This window comes from Xanthomonas sp. WHRI 7064 (assembly GCF_040202355.2).
Taxonomy (GTDB): Bacteria; Pseudomonadota; Gammaproteobacteria; order Xanthomonadales; family Xanthomonadaceae; genus Xanthomonas; species Xanthomonas arboricola.
Genome location: NZ_CP167821.1, coordinates 2,536,180 through 2,562,052 on the forward strand (window position 1 = coordinate 2,536,180; position 25,873 = coordinate 2,562,052).

General features: G+C 65.5%; 17 protein-coding genes, 5 tRNA genes and 2 pseudogenes. 15 read left to right on the forward strand and 9 right to left on the reverse strand.

The window, feature by feature from the left end; genetic code table 11:
• Positions 1-9: 9 nt before the first annotated feature.
• From sdhD to ABQY74_RS10940, 3 genes are read right to left on the reverse strand one after another with little or no spacing between them, the layout of a single operon-like run.
• Positions 10-396: a succinate dehydrogenase, hydrophobic membrane anchor protein gene (gene sdhD / locus ABQY74_RS10930; RefSeq protein ID WP_024938688.1), complete on the reverse strand. Its 387-nt coding sequence runs from the start codon at positions 394-396 to the stop codon at positions 10-12.
• Positions 393-785, reverse strand: a complete 393-nt coding sequence (sdhC, locus tag ABQY74_RS10935; RefSeq protein WP_024938689.1) for a succinate dehydrogenase, cytochrome b556 subunit — start codon at positions 783-785, stop codon at positions 393-395. The genes sdhD and sdhC overlap by 4 nt, the downstream gene beginning before the upstream one ends.
• Before the next feature lie 56 nt (positions 786-841).
• The gene (locus ABQY74_RS10940) at positions 842-1,150 is read right to left on the reverse strand and encodes a DUF1674 domain-containing protein (protein WP_228960434.1); all 309 of its coding nucleotides are present in this window, start codon (positions 1,148-1,150) and stop codon (positions 842-844) included.
• On the opposite strand from ABQY74_RS10940, the gene ABQY74_RS10945 reads away from it, so the two are divergent.
• The gene (locus tag ABQY74_RS10945) at positions 1,052-1,942 is read left to right on the forward strand and encodes a folate-binding protein (RefSeq protein ID WP_349791412.1); all 891 of its coding nucleotides are present in this window, start codon (positions 1,052-1,054) and stop codon (positions 1,940-1,942) included. The two genes, ABQY74_RS10940 and ABQY74_RS10945, sit on opposite strands and share 99 nt — an antisense overlap.
• On the opposite strand, the gene ABQY74_RS10950 is transcribed toward ABQY74_RS10945, so the two are convergent.
• Complete coding sequence (locus tag ABQY74_RS10950) at positions 1,939-3,027, reverse strand: ABC transporter ATP-binding protein (protein ID WP_039521732.1); 1,089 nt, start codon at positions 3,025-3,027, stop codon at positions 1,939-1,941. The two genes, ABQY74_RS10945 and ABQY74_RS10950, sit on opposite strands and share 4 nt — an antisense overlap.
• 421 nt (positions 3,028-3,448) lie before the next feature.
• Here ABQY74_RS10950 and zwf point away from each other — a divergent pair, with 421 nt between their 5' ends.
• The 5 genes from zwf to ABQY74_RS10975 all read left to right on the forward strand — a co-directional run bounded on the left by zwf (position 3,449) and on the right by ABQY74_RS10975 (position 9,323).
• Complete coding sequence (gene zwf, locus ABQY74_RS10955) at positions 3,449-4,879, forward strand: glucose-6-phosphate dehydrogenase (protein WP_016902596.1); 1,431 nt, start codon at positions 3,449-3,451, stop codon at positions 4,877-4,879.
• Entirely contained in the window at positions 4,876-5,883 is a 1,008-nt protein-coding gene (gene glk / locus ABQY74_RS10960; RefSeq protein WP_016902597.1) for a glucokinase, read from the forward strand. Before zwf ends, glk begins: the two co-directional genes overlap by 4 nt.
• Positions 5,880-6,599 carry a 6-phosphogluconolactonase gene (gene pgl / locus ABQY74_RS10965; protein ID WP_047125299.1) on the forward strand — a complete coding sequence of 240 codons (720 nt, stop codon included), beginning with the start codon at positions 5,880-5,882 and terminating at the stop codon, positions 6,597-6,599. Before glk ends, pgl begins: the two co-directional genes overlap by 4 nt.
• A 95-nt stretch (positions 6,600-6,694) precedes the next feature.
• Positions 6,695-8,611 carry a phosphogluconate dehydratase gene (edd, locus tag ABQY74_RS10970; RefSeq protein WP_016902599.1) on the forward strand — a complete coding sequence of 639 codons (1,917 nt, stop codon included), beginning with the start codon at positions 6,695-6,697 and terminating at the stop codon, positions 8,609-8,611.
• 52 nt (positions 8,612-8,663) lie between these two features.
• On the forward strand, positions 8,664-9,323 hold the full coding sequence (locus tag ABQY74_RS10975; protein ID WP_349791415.1) for a bifunctional 4-hydroxy-2-oxoglutarate aldolase/2-dehydro-3-deoxy-phosphogluconate aldolase: 660 nt from the start codon (positions 8,664-8,666) through the stop codon (positions 9,321-9,323).
• Between the two features lie 1,446 nt (positions 9,324-10,769).
• Here the strand turns inward: ABQY74_RS10975 and ABQY74_RS10980 are convergent.
• The 3 genes from ABQY74_RS10980 to ABQY74_RS10990 are packed head-to-tail and all read right to left on the reverse strand — an operon-like array spanning position 10,770 to position 18,492.
• Positions 10,770-13,856 (reverse strand): efflux RND transporter permease subunit, encoded by a 3,087-nt coding sequence (locus tag ABQY74_RS10980; RefSeq protein ID WP_065047445.1) that lies wholly within the window; start codon positions 13,854-13,856, stop codon positions 10,770-10,772.
• A complete protein-coding gene (locus ABQY74_RS10985) occupies positions 13,853-17,362 on the reverse strand; it encodes an efflux RND transporter permease subunit (RefSeq protein ID WP_349791418.1) in 3,510 nt (1,169 codons plus the stop codon). Before ABQY74_RS10985 ends, ABQY74_RS10980 begins: the two co-directional genes overlap by 4 nt.
• Entirely contained in the window at positions 17,359-18,492 is a 1,134-nt protein-coding gene (locus ABQY74_RS10990; RefSeq protein WP_349791420.1) for an efflux RND transporter periplasmic adaptor subunit, read from the reverse strand. Before ABQY74_RS10990 ends, ABQY74_RS10985 begins: the two co-directional genes overlap by 4 nt.
• A gap of 204 nt (positions 18,493-18,696) precedes the next feature.
• On the opposite strand from ABQY74_RS10990, the gene ABQY74_RS10995 reads away from it, so the two are divergent.
• The 6 genes from ABQY74_RS10995 (at position 18,697) to ABQY74_RS11020 (ending at position 20,557) form a co-directional block, all read left to right on the forward strand.
• Entirely contained in the window at positions 18,697-19,089 is a 393-nt protein-coding gene (locus tag ABQY74_RS10995; protein WP_167764183.1) for a cytochrome c, read from the forward strand.
• A gap of 8 nt (positions 19,090-19,097) precedes the next feature.
• Positions 19,098-19,559, forward strand: a complete 462-nt coding sequence (locus ABQY74_RS11000; RefSeq protein WP_039514407.1) for a cytochrome c — start codon at positions 19,098-19,100, stop codon at positions 19,557-19,559.
• 103 nt (positions 19,560-19,662) lie between these two features.
• A tRNA-Ala gene (locus tag ABQY74_RS11005) sits at positions 19,663-19,738 on the forward strand.
• Positions 19,739-19,783: 45 nt separating this feature from the next.
• Positions 19,784-19,859 (forward strand) — tRNA-Glu (locus ABQY74_RS11010).
• 498 nt (positions 19,860-20,357) lie between these two features.
• Positions 20,358-20,433, forward strand: a tRNA-Ala gene (locus ABQY74_RS11015).
• A gap of 48 nt (positions 20,434-20,481) precedes the next feature.
• Positions 20,482-20,557 (forward strand) — tRNA-Glu (locus ABQY74_RS11020).
• Positions 20,558-20,760: 203 nt separating this feature from the next.
• On the opposite strand, the gene ABQY74_RS11025 is transcribed toward ABQY74_RS11020, so the two are convergent.
• Positions 20,761-20,937 carry a hypothetical protein gene (locus tag ABQY74_RS11025; protein ID WP_039521745.1) on the reverse strand — a complete coding sequence of 59 codons (177 nt, stop codon included), beginning with the start codon at positions 20,935-20,937 and terminating at the stop codon, positions 20,761-20,763.
• Positions 20,938-21,286: 349 nt separating this feature from the next.
• Positions 21,287-21,373: transfer RNA gene (locus tag ABQY74_RS11030), tRNA-Leu, on the reverse strand.
• Positions 21,374-21,512: 139 nt separating this feature from the next.
• On the opposite strand from ABQY74_RS11030, the gene ABQY74_RS11035 reads away from it, so the two are divergent.
• From ABQY74_RS11035 to ABQY74_RS11045, 3 genes and pseudogenes are all read left to right on the forward strand, one after another.
• Positions 21,513-21,893 (forward strand): response regulator, encoded by a 381-nt coding sequence (locus tag ABQY74_RS11035; RefSeq protein WP_039527100.1) that lies wholly within the window; start codon positions 21,513-21,515, stop codon positions 21,891-21,893.
• A 675-nt stretch (positions 21,894-22,568) separates the two neighbouring features.
• A pseudogene (locus ABQY74_RS11040) lies at positions 22,569-22,832 on the forward strand (hybrid sensor histidine kinase/response regulator); the annotation flags it as partial.
• Positions 22,833-22,886: 54 nt separating this feature from the next.
• Positions 22,887-25,868, forward strand: a pseudogene (locus tag ABQY74_RS11045) (PAS domain S-box protein); the annotation flags it as partial.
• Positions 25,869-25,873 lie beyond the last annotated feature (5 nt).

The following is a 25,873-nucleotide window of genomic DNA, read 5'->3' on the forward strand; positions in this document are numbered from 1 at the left end:
CCCGATGACTCAGGCACCGCCCAGCGCGATGCGCGCCACTGCGAAAATGCTGACGATCGCGCCAAGCACGGCGACGAACTTCACTGTCGTCTGCAACGCCAGCGCCAGCAACGAATTGTGGATGTAGTCCTCGAGCACGACCTGCAGGCCAAGCTGCGCATGCCAGAACATCGCCACCAGGAAACCGACCAGCAGCACGGCGTTCCACGGTTTGGACACGGCAACGACTGCAGTCATGTAGTCGGAACCGAGCAGGCTCAGCACGAACGCCACGAACCAGATCGCCAGCACGACCAGGGCTGTGGCGGTCAGCCGCTGCATCACGAAATGTTCGGTGCCGGTCTTGGCCGCGCCCAGACCGCGCACATTCTTCAATGGGGTGCGATAGCGGCTCATGCGGAAACTCCAGTCAGGACATAGGCCCAGATCGCAGCGGTCAGCACCAGGCTGGCGATCACCGATGTCCAGCTGCTGCGGATGAAGGCGGGAATGCTGAAGCCGTGGCCGAAATCCTGGACGATGTGGCGGATGCCGTTGGCCAGGTGATAGGTAAATGCCCAGGACCAGGCAAATAGGAACAACTGGCCGTACCAGGCGCCCAGCTGCTGGGTGAGGCAATTCCAGTGGTCCTCGCCGAGCATCAGCAACAGCAGCGAGACGGCGATGACCAGCGCGCCTCCGGAAAGGATGACGCCGGTGGCTCGATGCAGGATCGAGGTCGCCATCTGGATCTGCCAGCGATATACCTGCAGATGTGGAGAAGTGGGACGTTCGCGGATCGCCATTCGCTGGGCTCGTTTTCTCGGCTGGGCGGCACTAGGCCGCTGTGGCTAGAAGCTGCTCAAAAATCGATGCAGCGTCCATTTTTTTCCCAGTCGCCGTAGCGCGTTGGCTCGGGGCCGTCGCGTCCACCAATTTCCTTCGGCAGTGGCTTCTTCTCGGGAATCGTCTCCTGAGGGGAAGGCTGCGTCTCGGAATCCTGCGCTGGGGTGGGGGTTGGATGGCCTATCATAGTGGTCTCACAACATTGCGATTTTAGTCCTCCCCTTCCATGGCTGACAACCTGAATCTTATTCCACAGGGTTTTGGCTCCCTGCACGACATGCAATACGTCCGCTTGATCGGGACGGATGCAGTGGCGTTCGCGCATGCGCAATTTGCCAACGACGTACAGGCGCTGGCGATCGGGCAGTGGCAGTGGAATGCGTGGTTGACGGCAAAGGGGCGCGTGATCGCCATCTTCGCACTCCTGCGTGAGGACGACACCCACCTGCTGATGCTGTTGCCCGATGGCAATGCGGCCGAGATCGCAACGCAACTCGGCCGTTTTGTGTTCCGACGCAAGCTCAAGATCGGCGTGGCGGCGCTTTCAGCGTTTGGCGGCCTTGCCGCACCCGCCCGCGCCCAGGGCGCGCAGGCTGATATCGGAACGCAGCGTATCGAATTGGATATGGGCAGCCCTGCCCTGGCGCGCACGCTGGTGTTGCTGGCGAACGATGAGGCATTGGCCGTGCCTATCGAAGTACCGCGCATGGACGCCGAGTGGCGCCGTACGGACCTGCAACTGGGGCTGGCGCGCCTGCCCGATACGCAACGTGAGCAGTGGACGCCGCAGCAGCTGGCGCTGGATCGCCTGCAGGCCTTCAGCGTCAAAAAGGGCTGCTATCCGGGCCAGGAGATCGTGGCGCGGACGCATTTTCTGGGCAAGGCCAAGCGTGCGCTGCAACTGCTGCAGGTCGATGCCGATGGCAGGGATGCGCTGGTCGAGGCGGGCCAGGCCGTGCTGCTGGGCGATGCCACCGTTGGCACGCTGGTCAGCGTGGCGGGCGATCTTGCGCTGGCGGTGCTGCCGCTGGAGCTGACCCTGGAGGCCGACGCCGTACTGCAGACGGGCGCGCATGCCGCCCGCCCGCTTGCATTCGTGCAGGGGCTGGCGCGTTAGGCCAGCGCCAGCCGTTCGCCGCTGGCCGGGTCGAAGAAGTGCAGCGCCTCGCTGCGCAGCGCCAGGCGCAGCTGCTCCCCCACCGCAGGCAAGGCTTGCGGTGCGACCCGGATCACCAGCGGTTGGCCGCCACGGTCGAGGTTGAGGAATATCTCGTTGCCGACCGGCTCGATCACATCGATACGCGCGTCAAAGCCCAGCGCGGCGTCGCTTGACGGCTGCAGATGCTCCGGACGCACGCCGACGATCACCTCGCGACCGAACCAGCTACGCTCGACCCGCGCCGCACCCAGCGGCACACGCCAGCCATCGGCCATGACCAGATGCAAGCCGTCCTGCTCATCCAGGCGCCCCTGCAGCACGTTCATCGCCGGGCTGCCGAGGAATCCGGCCACAAACAGATTGGCCGGGCGGTCGTACAGCGCCATCGGGCTGTCGATCTGCTGGATCACCCCATCCTTGAGCACCACGATGCGTTGGCCCAGCGTCATCGCCTCGACCTGATCGTGGGTGACGTAGATCATCGTGGTGCCGAGCTTACGATGCAGCTGCGCGATCTCGGTACGCACGCTGTGGCGCAGCTTGGCATCCAGATTGGACAGCGGCTCATCGAGCAGGAACACCGACGACTCGCGCACCATCGCCCGCCCCAGCGCCACGCGCTGACGCTGGCCGCCGGACATCGCCTTGGGCAGCTTGTCGAGCATCGGGGTCAGCCCCAGCAGCTCGGCGGCGTTGTTGACCCGCTCGGCGATGACCTGCTTGGGGTGGCCGCGCAGCTTGAGCCCGAAAGCCAGGTTCTCGGCCACGGTCATGTGCGGGTAGAGCGCATAGCTCTGGAACACCATGGCGATGTCGCGGTCCTTGGGGGCCACGTCGTTGACCACGCGCTCGCCGATCTTGAGCGTGCCGGCGCTGATGTCCTCGAGCCCGGCGATCATGCGCAACAGGGTCGACTTGCCGCAGCCGGACGGACCGACCAGCACCATCAATTCGCCATCGGCGACCTCGAAGCTCGCACCCTGCACCGCGACCTGGCCGTTCTCGTAGACCTTGCGGACACCTTCCAACTGCACTTTCGCCATCTTCGGCCTCAACGTAAGTTGTGCGCCCTGCCCTCGGCCCTCCCGACGGCGGTGACGCCGCACGCGCCTGCAAGGAAATTTCCTGCAAACGAATGCATTGGTTTATTCTGACATGTAATCGTTTTCACATGGCAACATCGATCTCGGGAGGGACCATGCCGCCACCGACCCAAGCCGCTGCCTCAAGCGGTGCAGCCTACCGTGCAAGGCCCGCCATTCGGCCACGCATGTGCAGGTCTACCGCCGCGGCGCTAACCGCTGACGGCCACTTGCTGCAACAATCGGGGATTGGGCGTACGCGTCCATCCCCCGCTGCGCGCACGCCAGTGTCGCTCAGGAACAGACATACCGACCGCCGGCTGTCCGGCGCCTTTCCGACCAGCTGCTGATCACGATGTCTCCAGAATCTGAAATTCGGTCCATGCACAACACCCTGATCCTGTTCGGCGCCACCGGCGATCTCGCCCAGCGCTATCTCTTTCCCTCCCTGCTGCGATTGTTCGTCGATGGCCTGCTGCCGGAGGATTTCCGTATCCGCGCACTGGCGTTGTCGCCGCACGATACCGAGGCATTCCGCGAGGTCCTGCGCCCGCGCCTGGCCGCCGCGCTGCCGATCGCCACGCCCGAGCAGATCGAAACGCTGCTGCAGCGGGTCGACTATCGCTCGGTGGATCTGCGCGATGCCGAGTCGGTGGCCAATGCCGTACGCGAGCTGGCCAGCCGCCAATGCGTGAGCTACCTGGCGATTCCGCCGGGCCTGTACATCAGCACCTGCCAGGGCCTGGCCCTGGGCGGCGCGCTGGCCGCGCCGCACCGGCTGATGCTGGAAAAGCCGATCGGCCACGACTCGGACAGCGCCCGCGAGATCCTGCAGTCGATCGGCGCGCTGATCGACGAAGACCGCGTGTTCCGCCTGGACCATTACCTGGGCAAGGCGGCGGTGCAGAACCTGATCGCGCTGCGCTTCGGCAATACGTTGCTGGAAGCGGTGTGGAACCGCACCTACATCGAGTCGGTGCAGATCCTGGTGGCCGAAAGCGAAGGCGTGGACGGGCGCGATGCCTATTACGCACGCTCCGGCGCGCTGCGCGACATGGTGCAGAGTCACATCCTGCAGTTGCTCTGCCTGGTGGCGATGGAGCCGCCGGCCTCGCTGGAAGCCGACCGCATCCGCGACGAGAAGGTCAAGGTGCTGCGCGCACTGCGCCCGATGACCGCCGAGCATGCCGCCCACGACAGCGTGCGTGGCCGCTACACCGCCGGCAGCATCAACGGCCAGCCGGCGCAGGCCTATCACCCGCCGGAAGGCAGCGACGTGGAAACCTTCGTCGCGGTGACCGCGCATATCGACAACTGGCGCTGGGCCGGGGTGCCGTTCCACCTGTGCACCGGCAAGCGTCTGGCCGAGCGCTCCACCCGCATCGTGGTCACGCTCAAGCCGGTGACGCATTGGCTGTTCGAGCGCCCGGACCGGCAGAACGCGGTGCCCAACCGCCTGACCTTCCAGCTGCAGCCGCAGGAAAACATCGAGCTCGGCCTGATGAGCAGCCTGGCCGGCCCGGAATGGGGCGCGATCGAACTGCAGCCGCTGGAACTGGAACTGTCGGTGCCGACCGGCCTGCACCGCCGCATCGCCTACGAGCGCCTGTTTGTGGATGCCTTCAACGGCAACCCGGCACTGTTCGTGCGCGACGACGAGGTCAAGGCTGCCTGGTCGTGGATCGACAGCGTCAGCGATGCGTGGAAAGACGCGCAGTTGCCGCTGCAGCCCTACCCGGCCGGCAGCTGGGGCCCCGATGCCGCGGCGCCCTTCCTGCCCCCGGCCACCGACGCACAGGGACACACCGCATGACCGCTCCTTCCAAGCCGGTGCTGGTTGCCGATATCGGCGGAACCAATGCGCGCTTCGCGCTGGCCGACGTCGACGCCTCGGTGCCGCTGCTGGATGACACCTCGCGCGAATTTGCGGTGGTCGATTTCGGCTCGCTCGGCGAGGCCGCGCGGTATTACCTCGACCAGATCGGCGTCCAGGCCACCCAGGGCGTGTTCGCCGTGGCCGGCCGCGTGGACGGCGACGAGGCGCGCATCACCAACCATCCGTGGGTGATCTCGCGCTCGCGTACCGCGGCGATGCTGGGCTTCAGCACCCTGCACCTGATCAACGACTTCGCCGCGCAGGCGATGGCGATCAGCCTGCTGCGCCCGCAGGACGTGGTGCAGGTCGGCGGCGCCAGTTGGCGGCCGGCGCCGATCGATCAGCCGCGCAACTACGGCGTGATCGGCCCGGGCACCGGGCTGGGCGTGGGTGGGCTGATCATCCGCAACGGGCGTTGCTTTCCGCTGGAAACCGAAGGTGGCCACGTCAGCTTCCCGCCCGGCACGCCGGAGGAGATCCGCATCCTGGAGATCCTTTCCGAGCAGTTCGGCCGGGTTTCCAACGAGCGTCTGATCTGTGGCCCAGGCCTGGTCAACATCCATCGCGCGCTCAGCGAGATTGCCGGGGTCGACCCGGGCCCGCTGCAGCCCAAGGACATCACCGCGCGTGCGGCGGCGGGCGACCCGCGCTCGTCGCGCACCATCGATCTGTTCTGCGCCATCTTCGGCGCGATCGCCGGCGACATGGTGTTGATGCAGGGCGCCTGGGACGGCGTGTTCCTCACCGGCGGGCTGGTGCCCAAGGTGCTGGATTCGCTGCAGCATTCCGGCTTCCGCCAGCGCTTCGAACACAAGGGACGCTTCTCCGCGATCATGTCGCGGGTGCCGTCGCTGGCGGTCATGCATCCGCATGCCGGCCTGCTCGGCGCCGCCGCCTATGCGGTGGATGCGCAGCGTCAGCATCCAGGGGAGCAACGATGAACCTGCAGGACAATCCGCGTATCACACTGGTGCGCTACGAAGACCCGGCCGAATGGACCGAGGCGGTGGCCAGCGAGATGGCCGACCTGCTGGAACAGGAGATTTCGCGCCGCGGCCAGGCGCGCATGCTGCTGTCAGGCGGCACCACCCCGGCGCCGGTGTACGAATCGCTCGCCCACCGTCCGCTGGACTGGTCGCGGGTGGAAGTGGGCCTGGTCGATGAGCGCTGGCTCTCGCCGCAGGATCAGGACAGCAACGCCTGGCTGGTCAATCACAGCTTTTTGACCCACGCACCGGCGGCCACCTTCATCCCGCTGGTGCGCCCAGGCAAGCAGTTGCCCGAGTGCGTGCACACCGCGAACCTGCAGGCCACGCACGCTGAACCCGCGTGTCTGGCGGTGCTAGGCATGGGCGGCGACGGACACACCGCCTCGCTGTTTCCGGGCTCGACCGACTTGAGCAAGGCACTGTCCAGCCCGCAACCGTATGCGTCGCTGGATGCCACCGGCTGCCCCGGCTCGAATCAGTGGCCGCTGCGGATCACCCTGACACCGGCCGGACTGGCCGCCATCCCGACCCGCCTGCTGTTGCTGCGCGGCAAGCAGAAGCTGGACGTGCTGCAGGCTGCATTGGCCGGTGACGATGTCAGCGAATATCCGATCCGCGTGGCGCTGCAGCCGCCGGGCCCGAAATTGCGGGTTCATTGGTGTGCGTGAGTGCGAGTCCCTCGCAAAAGCCCGCACATCCATGTGCGGGTATCTACGAAAAGAACAGCGTGATTACCTTCCCCGTTTCTCATAGCCGGTAGCCAATGAGCCTGCATCCGAACATCCAAGCTGTCACCGACCGTATCCGCAAGCGCAGCGCGCCGTCGCGCGCGGCGTATCTGGCCGGTCTCGATGCCGCCCTGCGCGAGGGTCCGTTCCGTAGCCGTTTGAGCTGCGGCAACCTGGCGCATGGTTTCGCCGCGTCCGAGCCGACCGACAAGTCGCGCCTGCGCGGTGCGGCCACGCCCAACCTGGGCATCATCACCGCCTACAACGACATGCTGTCGGCACATCAGCCGTTCGAGCATTACCCGCAACTGATCCGCGACACCGCGCGTACGCTCGGTGCCACCGCGCAGGTCGCCGGCGGCGTGCCGGCGATGTGCGACGGCGTGACCCAGGGCCGCGCCGGCATGGAGCTGTCGCTGTTCTCGCGCGACAACATCGCCCAGGCCGCAGCGATCGGCCTGAGCCACGACATGTTCGACAGCGTGGTCTACCTGGGCGTGTGCGACAAGATCGTGCCGGGCCTGCTGATCGGCGCGCTGGCGTTCGGGCATCTGCCGGCGCTGTTCATGCCGGCCGGCCCGATGACGCCGGGCATTCCGAACAAGCAGAAGGCCGAAGTGCGCGAGCGCTACGCCGCCGGCGAAGCCACCCGTGCCGAACTGCTGGAAGCCGAGTCGTCCTCGTATCACTCGGCCGGTACCTGCACCTTTTACGGCACCGCCAACTCCAACCAGGTGTTGCTCGAGGCGATGGGCGTGCAGTTGCCCGGTGCCTCGTTCGTCAACCCGGAGCTGCAGTTGCGCGATGCACTGACCCGTGAGGGCACCGCGCGTGCGCTGGCGATCTCCGCGCTGGGCCAGGACTTCCGTCCGTTCGGTCGCCTGATCGACGAGCGTGCCATCGTCAATGCCGTGGTCGCGCTGATGGCCACCGGTGGTTCGACCAATCACACCATCCACTGGATTGCGGTGGCGCGTGCGGCCGGCATCGTGCTGACCTGGGACGACATGGATCTGATCTCGCAGACCGTGCCGCTGCTGACCCGCATCTACCCCAATGGCGAAGCCGACGTGAACCGCTTCCAGGCCGCGGGCGGCACTGCCTTCGTGTTCCGCGAGCTGATGGACGCCGGGCTGATGCACGACGACCTGCCCACCGTGGTCGAAGGCGGCATGCGCGCCTACGCCAACGAGCCGCGCCTGCAGGACGGCAAGGTCGTCTACGTGCCCGGCACTGCGACTACCGCCGACGACAGCGTGGCGCGGCCGGTCAGCGCCGCATTCGAATCGCAGGGCGGCCTGCGCCTGCTGCGCGGCAACCTGGGCCGCTCTCTGATCAAGTTGTCGGCAGTCAAGCCGCAGCACCGCACGATCGAAGCGCCGGCGGTGGTGATCGATACGCCGCAGGTGCTCAACAAGCTGCATGCCGCCGGCGTGCTGCCGCACGATTTCGTGGTGGTGCTGCGTTACCAGGGCCCGCGTGCCAACGGCATGCCGGAACTGCATTCGATGGCGCCGTTGCTGGGCCTGTTGCAGAACCAGGGCCGACGCGTGGCCTTGGTCACCGACGGCCGTCTGTCCGGTGCGTCGGGCAAGTTCCCGGCGGCGATCCACATGACGCCAGAGGCCGCACGCGGCGGTCCGATCGGGCGTGTGCGCGAAGGCGACATCGTGCGCCTGGACGGCGAAGCCGGCACGCTGGAAGTGCTGGTCTCGGCCGAAGAGTGGGCATCGCGCGAGGTCGCACCCAACACCTCGGTGGCGGGCAACGACCTGGGGCGCAACCTGTTCGCCATCAACCGCCAGGTGGTTGGCCCGGCCGACCAGGGCGCCATCTCGATTTCCTGCGGCCCGACCCGTCCGGACGGTGCGCTGTGGAGCTACGACGCCGAGTACGAACTCGGTGCCGATGCAGCGGCCGCCGCCGCACCGCACGAGTCCAAGGACGCCTGATTCCCCTTCCCTCTGCGCGACCGCCTCGCGGTCGCCGTCTAACGGAGTTGCAATGACGATTGCCCAGACCCAGAACACCGCCGAACAGCTGCTGCGCGATGCCGGCATCCTGCCGGTGGTCACCGTGGACACGCTGGACCAGGCGCGCCGCGTGGCCGATGCGCTGCTCGAAGGCGGCCTGCCCGCGATCGAACTGACCCTGCGCACACCGGTCGCGATCGAAGCACTGGCCATGCTCAAGCGCGAGCTGCCCAACATCGTGATCGGCGCCGGCACCGTGCTGAGCGAGCTGCAACTGCGTCAGTCGGTGGATGCCGGTGCCGACTTCCTGGTCACCCCCGGCACGCCGGCGCCGCTGGCGCGCTTGCTCGCCGATGCGCCGATCCCCGCCGTGCCCGGCGCGGCCACGCCGACCGAGCTGCTGACCCTCATGGGCCTGGGCTTCCGCGTGTGCAAGCTATTCCCGGCCACCGCCGTGGGCGGCTTGCAGATGCTCAAGGGCCTGGCCGGCCCGCTGTCCGAACTCAAGCTCTGCCCCACCGGCGGCATCAGCGAGGCCAACGCGGCCGAGTTCCTGTCGCAGCCGAACGTGCTGTGCATCGGCGGCTCGTGGATGGTGCCCAAGGACTGGCTGGCGCAGGGCCAGTGGGACAAGGTCAAGGAGAGCTCGGCCAAGGCGGCGGCGATCGTGCGCCAGATACGTGCGGCCTGATTCTCTGGCCGCTGTATCCAGCGGCTTGGAACCCAGGTTGCCGGGGAAGCTGGATAGCTGAGGAAAGCTGATCAGCTGGGGCTTTGGTATAGCTGAGGAAAGCTGATCAGCTGGGGCTTTGGTTTTGAATGAGGAAAGCCCGGTTCGCTGGCGCTTTGATTTCGGTTGAGAAAAGCGTGGCTGGCTGACGCCTTGATTTTGCGCGCAGGAGCGGCCCGCGGGCGCCGGGGCAGGACACGCCGTGAACCCAGCCGTGGGGACTCTTACACGCGCCATGTCGTGTAAGGTCCTGCCCCGGCGCCCGCGGACCACTCTCGAATGTTCCTGTGTTGGCGGAACGGAGAGCAGCCACTGCCGCATGGCATGCCCGACCTAGGTTTTGATCGTTGCCTCGGCTATTGCGGCAGAGGCCTCTTCGCCTCCTTTTTGAAGGCGGCGGATTGAGAGCGCTGGGAACCGTGCACTTCTGAGTAGTTGGCATCTGGGCGGTTTGTCTGAGAGCTACGAAGTCGAAGGTCCAGAGGACGTGCAGCGAACGTGGCGGATGATTGGCATGCACCAAAATCGACAACTGAATCGGCAGCCTTTTTTCGTCGCTCAACGTCGCGGAAACGACTCGCCGAAGCGGCAGCGTGACCGGGGATTGGCGGAGAGCTGCACAGGGATGTGCCGCGGCGGCGAGTCAGACAGGATGTCTGACCGAGCCGAGGAGCCAGTCCGCGGGCGCGCTGTCGCCCTCACCGAAGCCGGCGAAACACAGCCGCGTGCTTGTCAGTGCCCCGGAAGAGAAACCGTACCCTCACCCCACCCCCTCGCTCAGCGCCCCTACCCACGCTTGCGGCGCGGGCGCTCCAAGGCACGCGCGCCCATGGCGCGCAAGCCGTGCCTCCTCGCCCCGACGGGTACAGGGGCTTCAGGCGCGCCGTGTTGTTCAAAACTCGGGCGCTACGTGGCGATGGCGTCTTCGGCGCACCACACCGTGACACGTCAACAGATCCCGGCTCTGCTGCTGTCATTGAGAATCGCGCAGATCACTGGAAAACAAAATGACGAATCGGCTTGCCTTGAATAGGCTATGGCAACGACTCGCCGAAGCGGCAGCGTGGCCGGGGATTGGCGTAAAGCGGCACAGGGATGTGCCGCGGCGGCGAGTCAGACAGGATGTCTGACCGAGCCGAGGAGCCAGTCCGCGGACGCGCTGTCGCCCTCACCGAAGCCAGTAACTGACGAGCGGGTTGCACGCGGAGAAACCGTACCCTCCCCCCAACCCCTCACTCCGCGCCCCGGCCCACGCTTGCGGCGCGGGCGCTCCAAGGCACGCGCGCCCTTGGCGCGCAAGCCGTGCCTCCTCGCCCCACCGGGAGAGGGCCTTTGCGCCTTGTCACTCAGGGCCTCAGTGCGCTGGTGAATGCCTTACGCCGGGAAACCTCCAGCAGGGTCGGCGGCTCACGATTCCAGCGCAACGCTTGCCGGCGGCGTCTTCGGCACGCCGCGCGCACGTCGTACCAGCGCGGCTGCGCCGTTGCTCATGTCATCGAGAATTGCGTAGATCGTCGGCAGGAACAGCAGACTCACCACCGTCGAGAACGCCAGTCCGCCGGCGATCGCGCGGGCCATCGGGAAGTAAGGCGGGCCGTCGCTGAACATCGTGGTGCTGGTCAGCGAGATCGGCACCATCGCCAGGATGGCGGTGCCCATCGTCATCATGATCGGCCGCAAGCGCTCGCGTGAGCCTTCGATCAAGGCTTGGGTGCGGCCCATGCCGCGGCGGCGCAGGTTGTTGATGTGCTCGATCATCACGATGCCGTTGTTCACCACCACGCCCATCAACACCAGGATGCCGATGAAGGACATGATCCCGAACGAGGTGCCGGTGATCCAGAACAGCCAGAACACCCCGAAGATCGAAAACACCACGCCGCTCATGATCGCCGCAGGAAACAGCAGCGATTCGAACACCGCCGCCATCACCACGTAGATCATCACCAGCGCGATCACCAGGTTGAACACCATCTGGCCCATCGCTTCGCCGTCGTCCTGGTAATCGCCGCCGTCGAAGGTATAGCTGTAGCCGGCGGGGAAACTCATCGCCTTGAGCGGCTTTTCCATTGCCGCGCGTGCTTCCGGCACGGTGACCTTGCTGGCCAGATTGGCCTTGATGGTCAGCGTGGTCTGGCGATTGGTGCGGCCGATCTGGGTGGCGGCCGGGCGAATCTGCACATCGACCAGACTGAGCAACGGCACGCTGCGGCCATCCTTGGTACGCACCGTGAAGCTGGCCAGGTCTTCCGGCTTGCTCTGTTCGGCGCCGGCAAAGCGCACCCACACCGGCACCTCGTTGTCGCCGCGGCGGAACTCGCGCAACGGCGTGCCACGCAACGCCAGACCGACGAAACTTGCCACCTGCTCGGCACTGAACCCGAAGGCCGCCGCACGCTCGCGATCGACCCGGATCGCCAACTCACTGGTGCGGTCGCCAGTGTCCACATGCACGTCGCGCAATTCCTTGCGCTGCGCCAGCAACGGGATCACATCGTCGGCCAGGGCCTGCAAGGCCTGGGTCGAATCGCCGACCAACTGCACCTGCACGCCTTGATTGCCGCTGCCGCCATCGCCCTGATTGCCGATGCTGTAGTCCGCACGCGCCGAGCGCGGCAAGGCCTTGCGGATCTGTTCCAGCAACGCCGGCAGCTCCTTGACCTTGCCCGCGTCGAAAGTCACGGTGGTGCTGCCGCCTTCCGCTTCGCTGAACCACGAATAGATCTGGGTGATGTGGTACTTGTCGCGATTGGCTTGCAGGTAACGCTCGACCCGCCCCACTTCCTCACCCATCTGCTCATGTGTGTACGAGCCTTTCCACTGATACTGGATGAAAGCCTCGTTGCCGCCATCGCCACCGAACATGTCGACCTTGGTCAACTTCATCGGCACCAGGCTGATCGCACTGACCAACACGATGCCGGCCACGCTCCAGCCGCGATGGGCCAGCGTCCATGCCAGCACCTTGGCATAACGGCGCTGCAGCCGCGCGATCACGCCGCGCTCGGAGCTCACCATCGGCGGTGTCTTCATGCGCGCTGACAACATCGGAATCAGGCTGATCGCCACCAGCCACGAGGCCAGCAGCGACACCGAAATGGTGATCGCGATCTGCGCCATGAAGATGCTGATGTTGTTGGTCTCGCCGAACAGGTTCGGCACGAACACGATGCAATGGCACAAGGTGCCGGCGCTGAGCGCGATCGCCACGCTGCGCGTGCCGAGCAGGGCCGCAAGCTGCGGTTGACCGGGCATGCGCTCGCGTTCCTGGTAGATGCTTTCCACCACCACCACCGCGTTGTCGACCAGCATGCCGACCGCCAGCAGCAGGCCCATCATGGTCAGGATGTTGAGCGTGACGCCGACGAAGTACATGAAGCCCAGCGTGATCGCAAAGCAGATCGGAATCGCCAGCGTCACCATCAGCGTCGATGGCCAGTGGCGCAGGAAGAAGAACAGCACGGTGATCGACAACAGCAGGCCCACCGCGCCGGCTTCGGCCAGTTCCGCCAGCGACGAGGTCACCGCCTTGCCCTGGTTGTCGATCACCTTGATCTGCACATCGCGCATCGCAGGTTCGGCGCGGATGTCCTCGACCTCCTTCAACGCCGCCTTGGACACATCCACCAGGTTGGCGCTGCGCTCCTTGTAGATGTCCAGCCCGATCGCCGGGCGCCCATCCAGGCGGCGGCCGTAATTCATCCGCGTCGGCTTCAACCGCACCTGCGCGATATCGGCCAACCGCAGCCCCTTGGCATTGAGCACCAGGTCGCGCAGTTCCTGCAGGTCGCGCAATTCGCCGATCGGCTGTACCCGAATGCGCTGGCCGTTGTCGTCGATCTGCCCTGCCGACACCGAAAAATTGAGCTTGCCCAGGCGCTCGCTCAAGTCATTGAGGCTGAGGTCGTGCGCGGTGAGCCGGTCCGGCGCGATGGCGATCTCCACTTCGTTCGGCGGTGCGCCGGAGATCTCCACCTTGGCCACGCCGGGAATCCGTTCGATGCGCCGCTTGAACTCGCGGTCGAGCATGTCGTACGCGCCGGTCAGATCGGTCTGGCTGGCCAGGCGTACCTTCAGCACCGGTTCGTCGCTGCTGGACCATTTGTAGATGTGGAAGCGCTGCAGATCTTCCGGAAAATCGTCGCGGATGGCATCCAGCCGCTCGCGCGCATCCGATGCGGCGATGGCGATGTCGCGGTCCCAGTCGGAGAACTCGATGAAGATGTTGGCGCCATCGGCGGTGGCGGTCGAGCGCATGCGCTTGATGCCGGTCATCGTCGCCAGCGCCTCTTCGGCCGGCCGCACCAGGTTGCGTTCCACCTCGTCCGGGGTGGAGCCGGTGTACGGCAGTTGCACGAACAGGAACGGTGCTGAAATGTCCGGCAGCGCCTCCAGCGGCAACCGGAACGCGGCAATCAGCCCCACCACCACCAGCGAGACGAAGCACATGATGGTGGTGACCGGCCGACGGATGCTGAAGGCGGCAACGCTCATAGCGCCTCCAGCCCGTCGGAGTTACCGGTCGCCTGCGCACGTTGGCCGGCCGTGCGCCGGCCACGCTCCAGGTAGTATGCATCGGCGCGACGGTCCAGCAGGTCGTACACCACCGGGATCACCAGCAGGGTCAGCAGCGTGGACACCAGCAACCCACCGATCACGGTGATCGCCATCGGCGCGCGCACCTCGGCGCCCTCGCCCATCGCCACCGCCAACGGCAGGAAGCCGAACAAGGTGCACAGCGTGGTCATCACGATCGGCCGCAAGCGCGAACGCGCACCTTCGATCAAGGCCTCGCGCTTGGGCACGCCTTCCTCGCGCAGTTGGTTGACCTTGTCGATCAGGATGATCGCGTTCTTGGTCACCAGCCCCACCAGCAGGATCAAGCCGATGAACACCACCACCGACACCGGCTTGCCGGTCATCAGCAAGGCCAGCACCGCGCCGACCATCGCCAGCGGAATGGTGAACAGGATGACAAACGGATGCAGCAGCGATTCGAACTGCGAGGCCATCACCAGATAGACCAGAAAGATCGCCAGACCGAACGCGAACAACAGCGACTTCACCGATTGCGCCAGTTCCTCGCCTTGCCCGCCGATATGCATGCCCACGCCGGCGGCCAGCGGATCGTTGCGCACCATCGACTCGACCTCGCGCACCGCGCCGCCCAGATCCATGTCATGCAGGCTGGCCGAGACGATCGCCACGCGGGTCTGATCGGCGCGATGGATCTCGCTCGGCCCGGTCGTCGCCACCACCTCGGCCACCGCCGCCAGACGCACCGGTCGGCTGCTGCCCGGGTTGACGATCAGCTGACGGATTGCATCCACACTGGCGCGGTCGCTGTGTTGCGCACGCACCAGCACATCGATCTTGCGATCGCGAAAGCTGTAGCGCGTGGCCACATCGCCGCGCACCTTCTTGACGATCACATCGGCGATCTGGCGGGTGGTCAGCCCCAACGCAGCGGCGCGTTCCTGATCGAAACGGATCTGGATTTCCGGGAAGCCCTCTTCCACCGTCGACTTGACGTCGGCGTAATGGCCATTGGCCCGCAGCATCGCCGCCAGTTTCTGCCCGGCACGTTCCAGCTCGCCCAGGTCCTGCCCGCGCAGCTCCACTTCCAGCGGCGTGGAAAAACTGAACAATGCCGGCCGTGCAAAATCCACCTGCGCTCCGGGATGCCCGACCATGCTGCTGCGTAGCCGCCTGGTGGCCGCCGCTTCCACTTCCGGGCTGCCGCCGCCGGCCATCACCACGGTGAGCTTGCCGATGTTCTCGCCGCTCTCGGTGGGGTTGGCGTCCAGCCGCGTACCGCTGCCGCTCACCCCATACAACGAGGCGATGCCCGGGTCCTTGTCGTGCGCCAGCTGCAACTCGCGCACCAGTGCGTCGGTCTGCGCCAGCGGCGTGCCGGAAGGCAGCTTCACCGTCATTTCGAAGCGGTCCTGCGCCAGTTGCGGAATCAAATCCGCACCCAGCATCGGCACCAGCAACACGGTGCCGATAAATGCGGCGGCCGCCAGTCCCAGCACCAGGCCAGGCCGCCGCAATGCCGCCGGCAGCATCGCCAGATAACCACGCTCGGCGCGGCCATACGGCGCCATCGCCAGGTCGCTGGCCTTGCGCATCACCGGCGACACCACCCGTGCGATGCCGCGCCACAGCTTGACCACCGTCCACGCCACCGCGAAGAACGCATAGCGCACGCTCGCGCCGGCCCCGCGCCGGCCGGCAGCCACCGGCTTGAGCCAGCGCTGCTGCGGCTGCCACTGCGGATGGCTCGGCTCGTCCGGGAATGCCATCGGCGGCGCCCCCTTGAGCGAACTCAGCATCGGGATCAGCGTCATCGACACCACCAGCGAGATCGCGATCGCGATCGCCACGGTCAGCGCCTGGTCGCGGAACAGCTGCCCGGCGATGCCCTCGACGAACACCAGCGGCAGGAACACCGCGATCGTGGTCAACGTGGACGCCATCACCGCCATGCTGACTTCGCGGGTGCCGGCGATTGCCGCATCCAGCACGCTCAGGCCACGCTCGCGCGCCTTGGCGATGCTTTCCAGCACCACGATCGAGTCGTCCACCACCAGCCCGGTGGCCAGTGCCAGCCCGCCCAGCGACATCACGTTGAGGCTCAGGCCCAACTGGCCCATGAAGAAGAACGTGGTGATGATCGACACCGGCAACGACAGGCTGATCACGAAGGTGCTCCAGCCATCGCGCAGGAACAGGAAGATGATCAGGATCGCCAGCACGCCGCCGATCACCGCATCCTTCTTGACGTCGCTGATCGCGTGCTCGATGAAGTGCGACTGGTCCTCGATGGTGGTGATCTCCACATCGCCGGGCACGGTCGCCTTCAACTGCTCCAGCCGCTTGCGCAGCGCCGCGGCAGTGGACACGGTATTGGCGTCGCCTTCCTTGTAGATCGCCAGCTCCACCGCTTCCTTGCCGCCCAGGCGGATGATCGCCTCGCGCTCCTTGTAGCCCTGGCGGACCTCGGCCACATCCTTCAATCGCACCGGCATGCCCCCGGCGATGCTGCTGCTGGACGCCGACGAGGTGCTCTGCACTTCGGCCGCCGCGGCCAGCGCCGCCTGCGACCCGGTGGATGCGGCAATCGCATACATCTGCTGCATCGCCGCTTCCGCGGCGCTGCCGCTGCTGCTTTGCGTGGTCACCAGCATGTTGCGGATCTCGTCCAGATCCACGAACTGGTTGACCGTGCGCACCAGATACCGCTGCGAGCCTTCCTCCAGCCGGCCGCCGGAGATATTGACGTTCTCCTCCTTGAGCCGGGTGATCACGTTGTCGATCGGCAAGTTGAGCTGCGCCAGTTTCTGCTGATCGATATCGACCTGGATCTCGTCTTCCAGCCCGCCGCCGACCTTGACCGCGGCCACGCCGGCCACCGGTTCAAGTTTCTTCTTCAGGTCTTCATCGGCGTAGCGACGCAGCCCGGTGAGCTGGCGGATCGCATCGTTGTCGGAGGCCGGCGCCTGTTTGGGTGACAGCGCCAGCCGCATGATCGGCTCGGTGGATGGATTGAAGCGCAGCAGCACCGGCGGCTTGGTCTCCAGCGGCAGCGACAGGGCTTCCATCTTGTCGCGCACCTCCAGGCTGGCCTGGTCCATGTTGGTGCCCCAGGCGAACTCCAGCACCACGTCGCTCTGCCCGGTGCGCGAGATCGACTTGAGCTTGCGCAGGTTCTTGACCACGCCGACGGCTTCTTCCACCGGCTCGGTCACCAGCGTTTCGATTTCCGCCGGCGCCGCGCCGGTGTATTCGGTGCGCACGGTCAGCGTGGGGTAGCTCAGGTCCGGCAACAGGTTGACCTTCAGACTGCGCAGCGCGATCAGCCCGAACAGCAGCATGGTCACGGTGATCATCGCGATGGTCACCCGCCGCCGCGTGGCGAAGGCCACCAGACCGCCGCCGCCGGGCAAGGGGGCGTGCGGGTCGTGCACGGGTGCGTGCGGGTTGCCGTGATCGCTCATGAGCGTTTCCCGTCGCTATCGGCTGCCGGTGCCGCAGCCGCAACCGGCTTGCGGTCGGGCTGGCCGATGACCTGCACCGCAGTACCATCGCGCAGCGCCACCTTGCCGGCGGTCACCACCTGGTCGCCTTCCTTCAGCCCTTGCCGCACTTCCAGCCACGGGCCTTCGGCATAGCCGAGTTTCACCGGCACCCGGCTGGCCTTGCCGTTACGCACCACGAACACCGCCGGCTCGCCATCGTCCAGCAGCGCCAGACGCGGGATCACCAACGCGTCCTTGCGCTGGTCGTAATCGATGCGGATGCGCCCGAACATGCCCGGTTGCAGCGCTTCGGCGCCCTGGCCGAACGCACAGATCACCCGGAAGGTGCCGCTGCCCGAATCCACCACCGGCGCAATGCGGTCGACCTTGCCGATGAACTGCTGACCGGGCAAGGCATCGGCCAGCAAGGTCACCGGCTGGCCGGATTTGAGCGTGGCCAGTTCGCGCTCGGGCACGTTGAGCGTGGCTTCCAACTGCGAATCGTCGACGATGCGGAAGATCGGCGTATTGATCTGCACGAAGTTGCCGGTCTTGATCGAGCGCGAGGCGATCACCCCGGAAATCGGCGCTTGCACCGTGGTGTAGGACAGCTCCAGCGATGCCAGGCGATGCTGCGCACGGCTGTTTTCGACATCGAACTTGAGCTGGTCGACATCGGCGGCACTGACCAGCTGCTGCCCCACCAACTGGGTGGCACGGCGGTAACTGTTCTCCAGTTTGCGCAGCTGCGCTTCGCTTTGCGCAACCGCCAGATGCGCACGGTCCGGATCCAGGCGAACCAGGGCCTGACCCGCGGACACCTTCTGGCCCTCTTCCACCATCACCGCCAATGCCACGCCGGAGGTCTTGGCTACCACCTGCGCTTCGGCACGCGGCTCCAGGGCGGCGGTGCCGGTATAGCTGGCCGCCACCGCACGGCGTGCGGCCTTGGCAATTTCCACCGGCACCGCCTCGACGGTTTTCTTTTCCTCCGCGGCCTTGGCCTCGCCATCTCCCGCCTTGCAGCCGCCCAGCAACAGGCTCGTGGTGATCAACAATGCAGCGGCGCAGGTTCCGCTGCGGCCCGGCAGGAAGGAGAGTGGCGACATCGTCGTGTCCTAGTGGATGCGTGAACAGGTGTTGTAGGCAAGTAGACCACCCGAACGATCATGTCGCCAATGCGCCAAAGGTCATGGTCTGTTCAAGTTCGCGTATTCACCCCGTTTGCGCGGCGCCAAATCGCAGGCATACTCGGACCGGTTCCGCCACGCCCCCACGTGCGGACGTTCAATCAGTCTTCCGGATACGAAACCATGCGCCCGCAGCCGCTCGCCGCTTGTCTCGCTCTGGTCGTCTTCCTGCCGTTTGGGGGCGCATCAGCGACACCGTCAGTCACGCCAGCCGCACCCGCCCCCCCTGCGCCCGCCGCGGCAGTGGCTACACCCGCAGCGCCCACCGGCAATCCGTCCAACGGCCGCTTGCTGGCCTACACCTGCCAGGGCTGCCATGGCGTCACCGGCTACAAGAACGCCTATCCCAGTTATCGCGTGCCCAAGATCGGCGGCCAATCCAGCCAGTATCTGACCCAGGCGCTGACCGAGTACCGCCAGGGCAAACGCAAGCATCCCACCATGCAAGCGCAGGCGCAGAGCTTTTCCGAGCAGGACATCGCCGATATCTCCGCCTACCTGTCCACCCTCAAATAAGCGCCCACATGCCGAACGCCCTGCACGCTCCGCGTCTAGCCATCGCCCTGGTCGCTGCCCTGATGTTGGCGGCCTGCTCCCAATCCCAGGTTGAGTCCACCGATCATTCCGCCGGCGATGCCGGCCACGCCAGCGGCGAACATGGCTCCGGCTCGTCTGCCGGCCTGCCGACCGGGCGCGCCGACGCCGGCGACAAGCTGGCGCACGCGAAAGGCAAGGCCACCGGCCAGAGCTGCATCGATTGCCACGGCGCCGACGGCAACGCCCCTATCGACCCCAGCTATCCCAAGCTCGGCGGCCAATACGGCGATTATCTTGCGCACGCCTTGCAGGCCTACCGCAGCGGCGATCGCCAGCACCCGTTGATGACGGCGCAGGCCACTGCACTGAGCGATCAGGACATTGCCGACCTTGCCGCCTACTTCGGTGCTCGACAGACGCAGCTGCGCGACCTGCACGGCGTCAACTGAGTTGCAGACGCACAGCGTGCCCGCGCACGCTGCGTCTCATGCGAAATGAAAAAGCACTTGCGCGAACATTAACAGGCCGCTATCATTTCGTTCTCAGTTTCGTGGGGCCATAGCTCAGCTGGGAGAGCGCCTGCATGGCATGCAGGAGGTCGGCGGTTCGATCCCGCCTGGCTCCACCACTCCTGACTTAGGCCGTCAGGGTGACAACTCAGGTTTTGATACGCGTCCCCATCGTCTAGAGGCCTAGGACACCACCCTTTCACGGTGGACACCGGGGTTCGAATCCCCGTGGGGACGCCAATCATCTGAAAGCCCCGGCACTGCCGGGGCTTTTTTTTGCGTGTTTTTCAGCATCGATTGCGTGCGCGGTTATCTGCACGCGGTGCTCGTGGTGTGCATCTGTCCATATCGATGATGCAACTGCTCCGCATCAACGTAGTGCGCCTTGGAGCTTTGCACCTCACCTGCTGCAGCTGCCGGCACGGCTACGCGTATGCCGGTGCAAGCAAACGCGGGATATTGCGATGCTGATCGAATGTTGTGCGCAGACTATTGCACATGACCGAAGTGCAAAAGCTGCCACGGCCACTGTATCGCCACACCTTACGCAATCAGACACCCGTGCATGCAGACGACATCTAGGTCGGTCAGTTTGCGACGCGCGCACTCTTCGATTGCTTGCGAAGCCACGCGTCACATTGATGCCCGCCGCGTGCGAATCGGTCGCGCAAACTTTTTTGCACACACCACTTCCCAAGCGTCATCGATGTCGCTATGATTGCCGGCTCGCAGCATCGTGGGGCCATAGCTCAGCTGGGAGAGCGCCTGCATGGCATGCAGGAGGTCGGCGGTTCGATCCCGCCTGGCTCCACCAAATTCCCGACATAGGCCGTCTGGAATCTACAACCAGGTTTTGATACGCGTCCCCATCGTCTAGAGGCCTAGGACACCACCCTTTCACGGTGGACACCGGGGTTCGAATCCCCGTGGGGACGCCAATCATCTGAAAGCCTCGGCACTGCCGGGGCTTTTTTTTGCATCTAACTTAGGGCGCCCTGCTCCACCGCATGCAGTCGGTGGCGGCACGATACGCGCGCATCGCGCCACTGCATCCAAACACGCGCGGATCGACTGTGGAACGCGCTCACTCGACGGCACACTTAACTTGCTTGCGAGTCGAACAAATCCGCACAACGACGGATCAGGTCTGGCCAACATCCAGCGCCTTGCGGCCTTCGTGAGTGAGATCGATGTCTCCGTCTTCGGCCTGTGTTGCATAGCCGGCACGCACTGCCCAGTTGGCCTCTTCGTCGGCAACCGGCGTGGTGTCATGGATGTCGCGCAAGATGCGCAGTTGCTGCGAAGAATCGAAATCCATGGGAAGCCACCTGCTTGAAAAGAGCTTTCCAAGGTACGCATCGCGCGTGATGGTTGCGTGCCTGCAGGCGCCTGGCGGCAATCCACGCTCATCTCGCCGGAATTTTCAGCGACCACGCATCATCGATGCGCGGTAATTGAACACGTCGCCATACGGCGAAGAAAGATGACGATGCCGCACCAACTGCTGCACCACGTCGACGACAAATCGCCCTGTTTTTGACCGCGATGCTGCTCGGCGCGAGGGGGCAACAGCCGCCAACATTCGCAGGTTCCGACGATTATCGAGCGCACAAAAGAAAAGCCCCTCTGACCGTCGCCAGAGGGGCTTTGCTTGTACCGCTACATCCTGGTGCCGAAGGTGGGACTCGAACCCACACGCTTTTAAGGGCGGCGGATTTTGAATCCGCTGCGTCTACCGATTCCGCCACTTCGGCGTGGCCGCGCAGTATAGCGACTTGCGCATGAAACGAACAGTGTCAGAGCGCGCCTGACGAATTCAGGTGCAAGCAGTGGCGTCAGCGCTGCGGTGGAGCAGTGTCGATATACTGGCCGACTTAGGTGAAGGAGTAAGCAATGTCGGTGTTGCGTGGAGTTCGGGTGCTGGTGGTCGAGAACGACCAGATGAATGCCATGCTGCTCGATCTGCAGCTCGTCCAGGCTGGCGCGGTCGTGCTGGGTCCGGTTGGGGAAGTTGCGCAAGCGCTGACCCTGATCCAGGCCGATGCGCCGGAGATCGCAGTGCTCGACTACCGCCTCGGCAATGGCGAGACCAGCGAGCCGGTCGCCCGGTTGCTGTCGGAGCTCGGGATTCCGTTCGTACTGGCGACCGGTGTTGCCAGTGGCACCATCCCCAGCGGCTTCGAGCGCGGTGTGATCCTGACCAAGCCCTATTTGTCAGACGAACTGATCAGCGCGCTGTCCAGGGCACGGCAGCTGAGCGACGCCGCCAGCTGAGCAACAGCGCAAGCGGATGCGCCGCCAGCATGTATGCGCGGCCGGTCTTCAACGCTCTTCACCGTCAGCCACAGCTGCTGACCGCCCGCCTGCCGGGCTTAACGTAGACCCCTCGCGCGGCCGCGCCGGCTGCCACACCCCCTCGATCACGGCCCGCTTGCCACTAGAATCGTGCATCCAGGCATGATGGGCAGGTCACCAATGGATATCGCCGTGTCGCCGTTTGCCGGTTTGTTGCCGGAGACGTGCGAGACAGCCGGGCTGTTGCTGGCGTCGTCCGCATGCGCCGCCGACCCGCAGCTGCGCGACAGCCCAGCGCTGCGGACGACGCTTTCGCTGTGCCTGCATGCACAGGTGCCGATGCTGCTGGTCTGGGGCGAGCAATCGCGCTGCATCTACAACGATGCCTGCATCGCGCTGTTGGGCGAACGCCACCCGGCAGCATTCGGCCAACCCTTGGCGGAACTTGCAGACGGCGCCGAAGCCAACCACAGCGATGCCGATGCGCGTGCAGCATTGACGCTGTCTACATGGTCCTGCAGCCCGGTGCTGCAGGCCGGCAAACCTCTGGGCATGCTGTATGTCGCCGGCACGCCCGCCCCTGCTGCAGGGCCGCCCCGTCGCGAGTCCGCGCCCGCAGCGGTGTCGCCTTCGCTCGACCAGTCGCCGGCCTTCATGGCGGTGCTGCGTGGACCCAGCTACATCATCGAAAGCGCGAACCAACGTTTCCACGAGCTGGTCGGACAGCGACCGTTGCTCGGCCGTCCCTTGCTCGAGGCGATGCCGGAAGTCGCCGACCAGGGCTATCTCGAGCTGCTCGATGAGGTGCGGCGCAGCGGCCGTCCCTTCATCGGCGAGTCGATGTCCGCCTATCTGCAGCGCACGCCCGGCAATGCGCTCGATCAGACCTTCGTGGATTTCCTGTATCAGCCGATGCGCGAGCGCGACGGCCGCATCGACGCGATCCTGGTGCACGGATTCGATGTCACCCAGCAACGCAGCATGGCAAGTCGCGACAGTTTCCTGCTGATGCTCGAAGACGCGCTGCAAAACGTTTCCGATCCGCGTCAGATCATCGACACCAGCGTGCGATTGCTGGGCGAGCATCTGCAGGTCAATCGCTGCGCGTTCGGCCTGGCGGCGGCCGACGGCAGAACCATGCACGTGATCAGCGACCATGTGCAGGACATGCCAAGCCTGCAGGGCGATTTTCCGCTGGAAGTAGCGCAGGGCCTGCGCGACGCCTTGCTGGAAAACCGCCCCTGGTTCACCACCGATGCGATGGCGCCCGGTGCGCCGGACTATGTGGCGCGGCAGTACCGACGCTCCGGCCTGCGCGCATCGCTGGCGATTCCGCTGCATAAACACGGCCGCCTGGTCGCGGCCATCGGCGTGCATCAGCGCGCACCGCGGCGCTGGCTGTCCACCGAGATCGAGCTGGTCCGCCTGGTTGCGGCGCGCTGTTGGGAATCCATGCAACGCGCTAAGGCGCAGCAGCAACTGGCCGCCAACGAGGCGCGGCTGCGCCGACTGGCCGACACCCTGCCGCAGATCATCTTCATTGCCGACCCGGAGGGTGAGCCGCATTACTTCAATCAGCGTTGGTATGAATACACCGGACTGGACCCTGCCGACCACCAGACCGCCGCGTGGCATCAGGCACACACCGCCGAGGGCCTGCAGCTGTCAGCGCAGGCCTGGGCATTGGCCATCGAGGTTGAACGCGCCTACGAAATGGAGTGTGAGCTGCAACGCCACGATGGCCAAAGGCGCTGGCACCTGGCGCGTGCCCTACCCGTGCGCGGCGACGACGGCAGCATCAGCGAGTGGATCGGCACCTACACCGATATCCATGACCGCCGTGCGTTCGAGCAACAGCTGCGCGAAAGCGAAGTGCGCTTCCGCGCTTTGTGCGAAACGGTGCCGGCAATGATCTGGATGGCCGACGCGCAGGGCGACTGCGTGTACTGGAATCCGCGCTGGTATCACTTCACCGGGCAGGCCGAAGACCAGGCCATGGATCAGGGCTGGTGGGATGTGATGCATCCGGACGATGCCGAACGCGTGCGCCACGCATTCGGCCAGGCCTTGGAGCAACGTGGCGAGTTCCTGGCCGAGTACCGTGTGCGTCGTCACGACGGGCAATACCGTTGGTGCATCGATACCGCGTCGCCGCACTTCGCCAGCGATGGACGTTTTCTCGGCCACATCGGCTCGCTGACCGATATCTCCGAACGCAAGCTGATCGAGGATGAAACCGCCTCCGATCGCGCCATCCTGAGCCTGATCACCACCGGCGCACCGCTGCCGGTGGTGCTGGACGCCATCGCAGCGAGCGTGGAAGCGCGTGGCGAGATTGCGCTGTATTGCGCGGTGATGGTGCTGGATGACGTACGCAAGACGCTGAGCTTCGGCTCGGCGCCGCATTTTCCGGTCGAGTACCGCGGGCATTTCGAAGCCTCGCCGATCGGACCGAACGGGCCACCGTGCGCGCGCTCGGCCTATCTCGGGCAGCAGGTGATCTGCGAGGACATCCAGGCCGACCCCAGCTTCAGCGACCACCACGCCATTTCGGCGGCGCTGGGCATCGTCGCCTGCTGCGTGACGCCCATCCTGGACAGCAACGGGCAGGTGCTGGGCACGCTCAACATCTACTACGACCGCGTCCACCTGCCCTCGCTGCGCGAACAGGCGATGGCGCGCTCTGCATCGCATCTGGCCGGCATCGTCATCGAGCGCACGCGCGTGGATGCCAAGCTCAAGCAATCGCTGCAGGCCGAGACCGTCGCACGCAGTCAGGCCGAGCATGCCAGCCGGGTCAAGGACGAGTTTCTGGCGACACTCAGCCACGAATTGCGCACGCCGCTCAATGCCATCCTGGGCTGGTCGCGGTTGATGCAGTCGGAGGTGTTCGAGCCGGCCAATCTGGGCAAGGGGCTGATCATCATCGAACGCAGTGCGCGTGCGCAGACGCAGATCATCGACGACCTGCTCGACATGAGCGCGATCCTGTCCGGCAAAATCCGCCTGCAGGCAGAGCACTTCGATATCGCAGGACTGATGCGCAGCACGGTGGAGTTGATGCAACCCTCTGCACTGGCGCGCGACATCGCACTGGAACTGGATGCACCCGGCGAAGCAGAGTTGTGGTTCTTCGGCGATGCCGGGCGGCTGCAGCAGGTGCTGTCCAACCTGCTCAGCAACGCGCTCAAGTTCACCTCACCCGGCGGAACGGTGCGGGTGGCGCTGGACATCGAGGACGAACGGCTGCGACTGTGCGTGCAGGACACTGGCATCGGGATTGCGGCCGAGTTCCTGCCACATGTGTTCGACCGCTTTCGGCAGGCTGATGCCGGCACCACACGGCGCGTGGGCGGGCTGGGGCTGGGCTTGTCGATCTCGCGTCAGTTGGTCGATCTGCACGGTGGCAGCCTGGGGGCATCCAGTGCGGGCGAAGGCAAGGGGTCGACCTTCACCATCGTGCTGCCGTTCCAGCATGGGGTCAGCGATCTGCGGCCGGCGTCGGCCGGGTCGCTGCAGGTCGGTCCGCTGCCGAGTGATTGTCTCGGGCGCCTGGATGGCGTGCGCCTGCTGCTGGTCGACGACGACCAGGATTCGCGCGAGGCGGTGGTGCAGTTCCTGATGCTTGCCGGCGCGCAGGTGCAGGCGGCCGGCTCGGTGGAAGCGGCCGAACAATGCCTGGCAGAGACTCCCTTCGACGTGCTGGTCAGCGATATCGCCATGCCGGTGCGCGACGGCTACGACTTGATCCGCACCGTGCGCTCCGGCCGCGCCGACCTGCCGCGGCACATCCCCGCGATCGCCCTCACCGCCTATGTGCGCGAAGAAGACCGCGACCGCGCAGTAGTCGCTGGATTCGATGCGCATATGGGCAAGCCGGTGGAACCACCCGGCCTGGTCGACCTGATCGAACGCCTGATCTTGCCGACACGCGCGGTACGCAGCGAGGCGTGAGATCG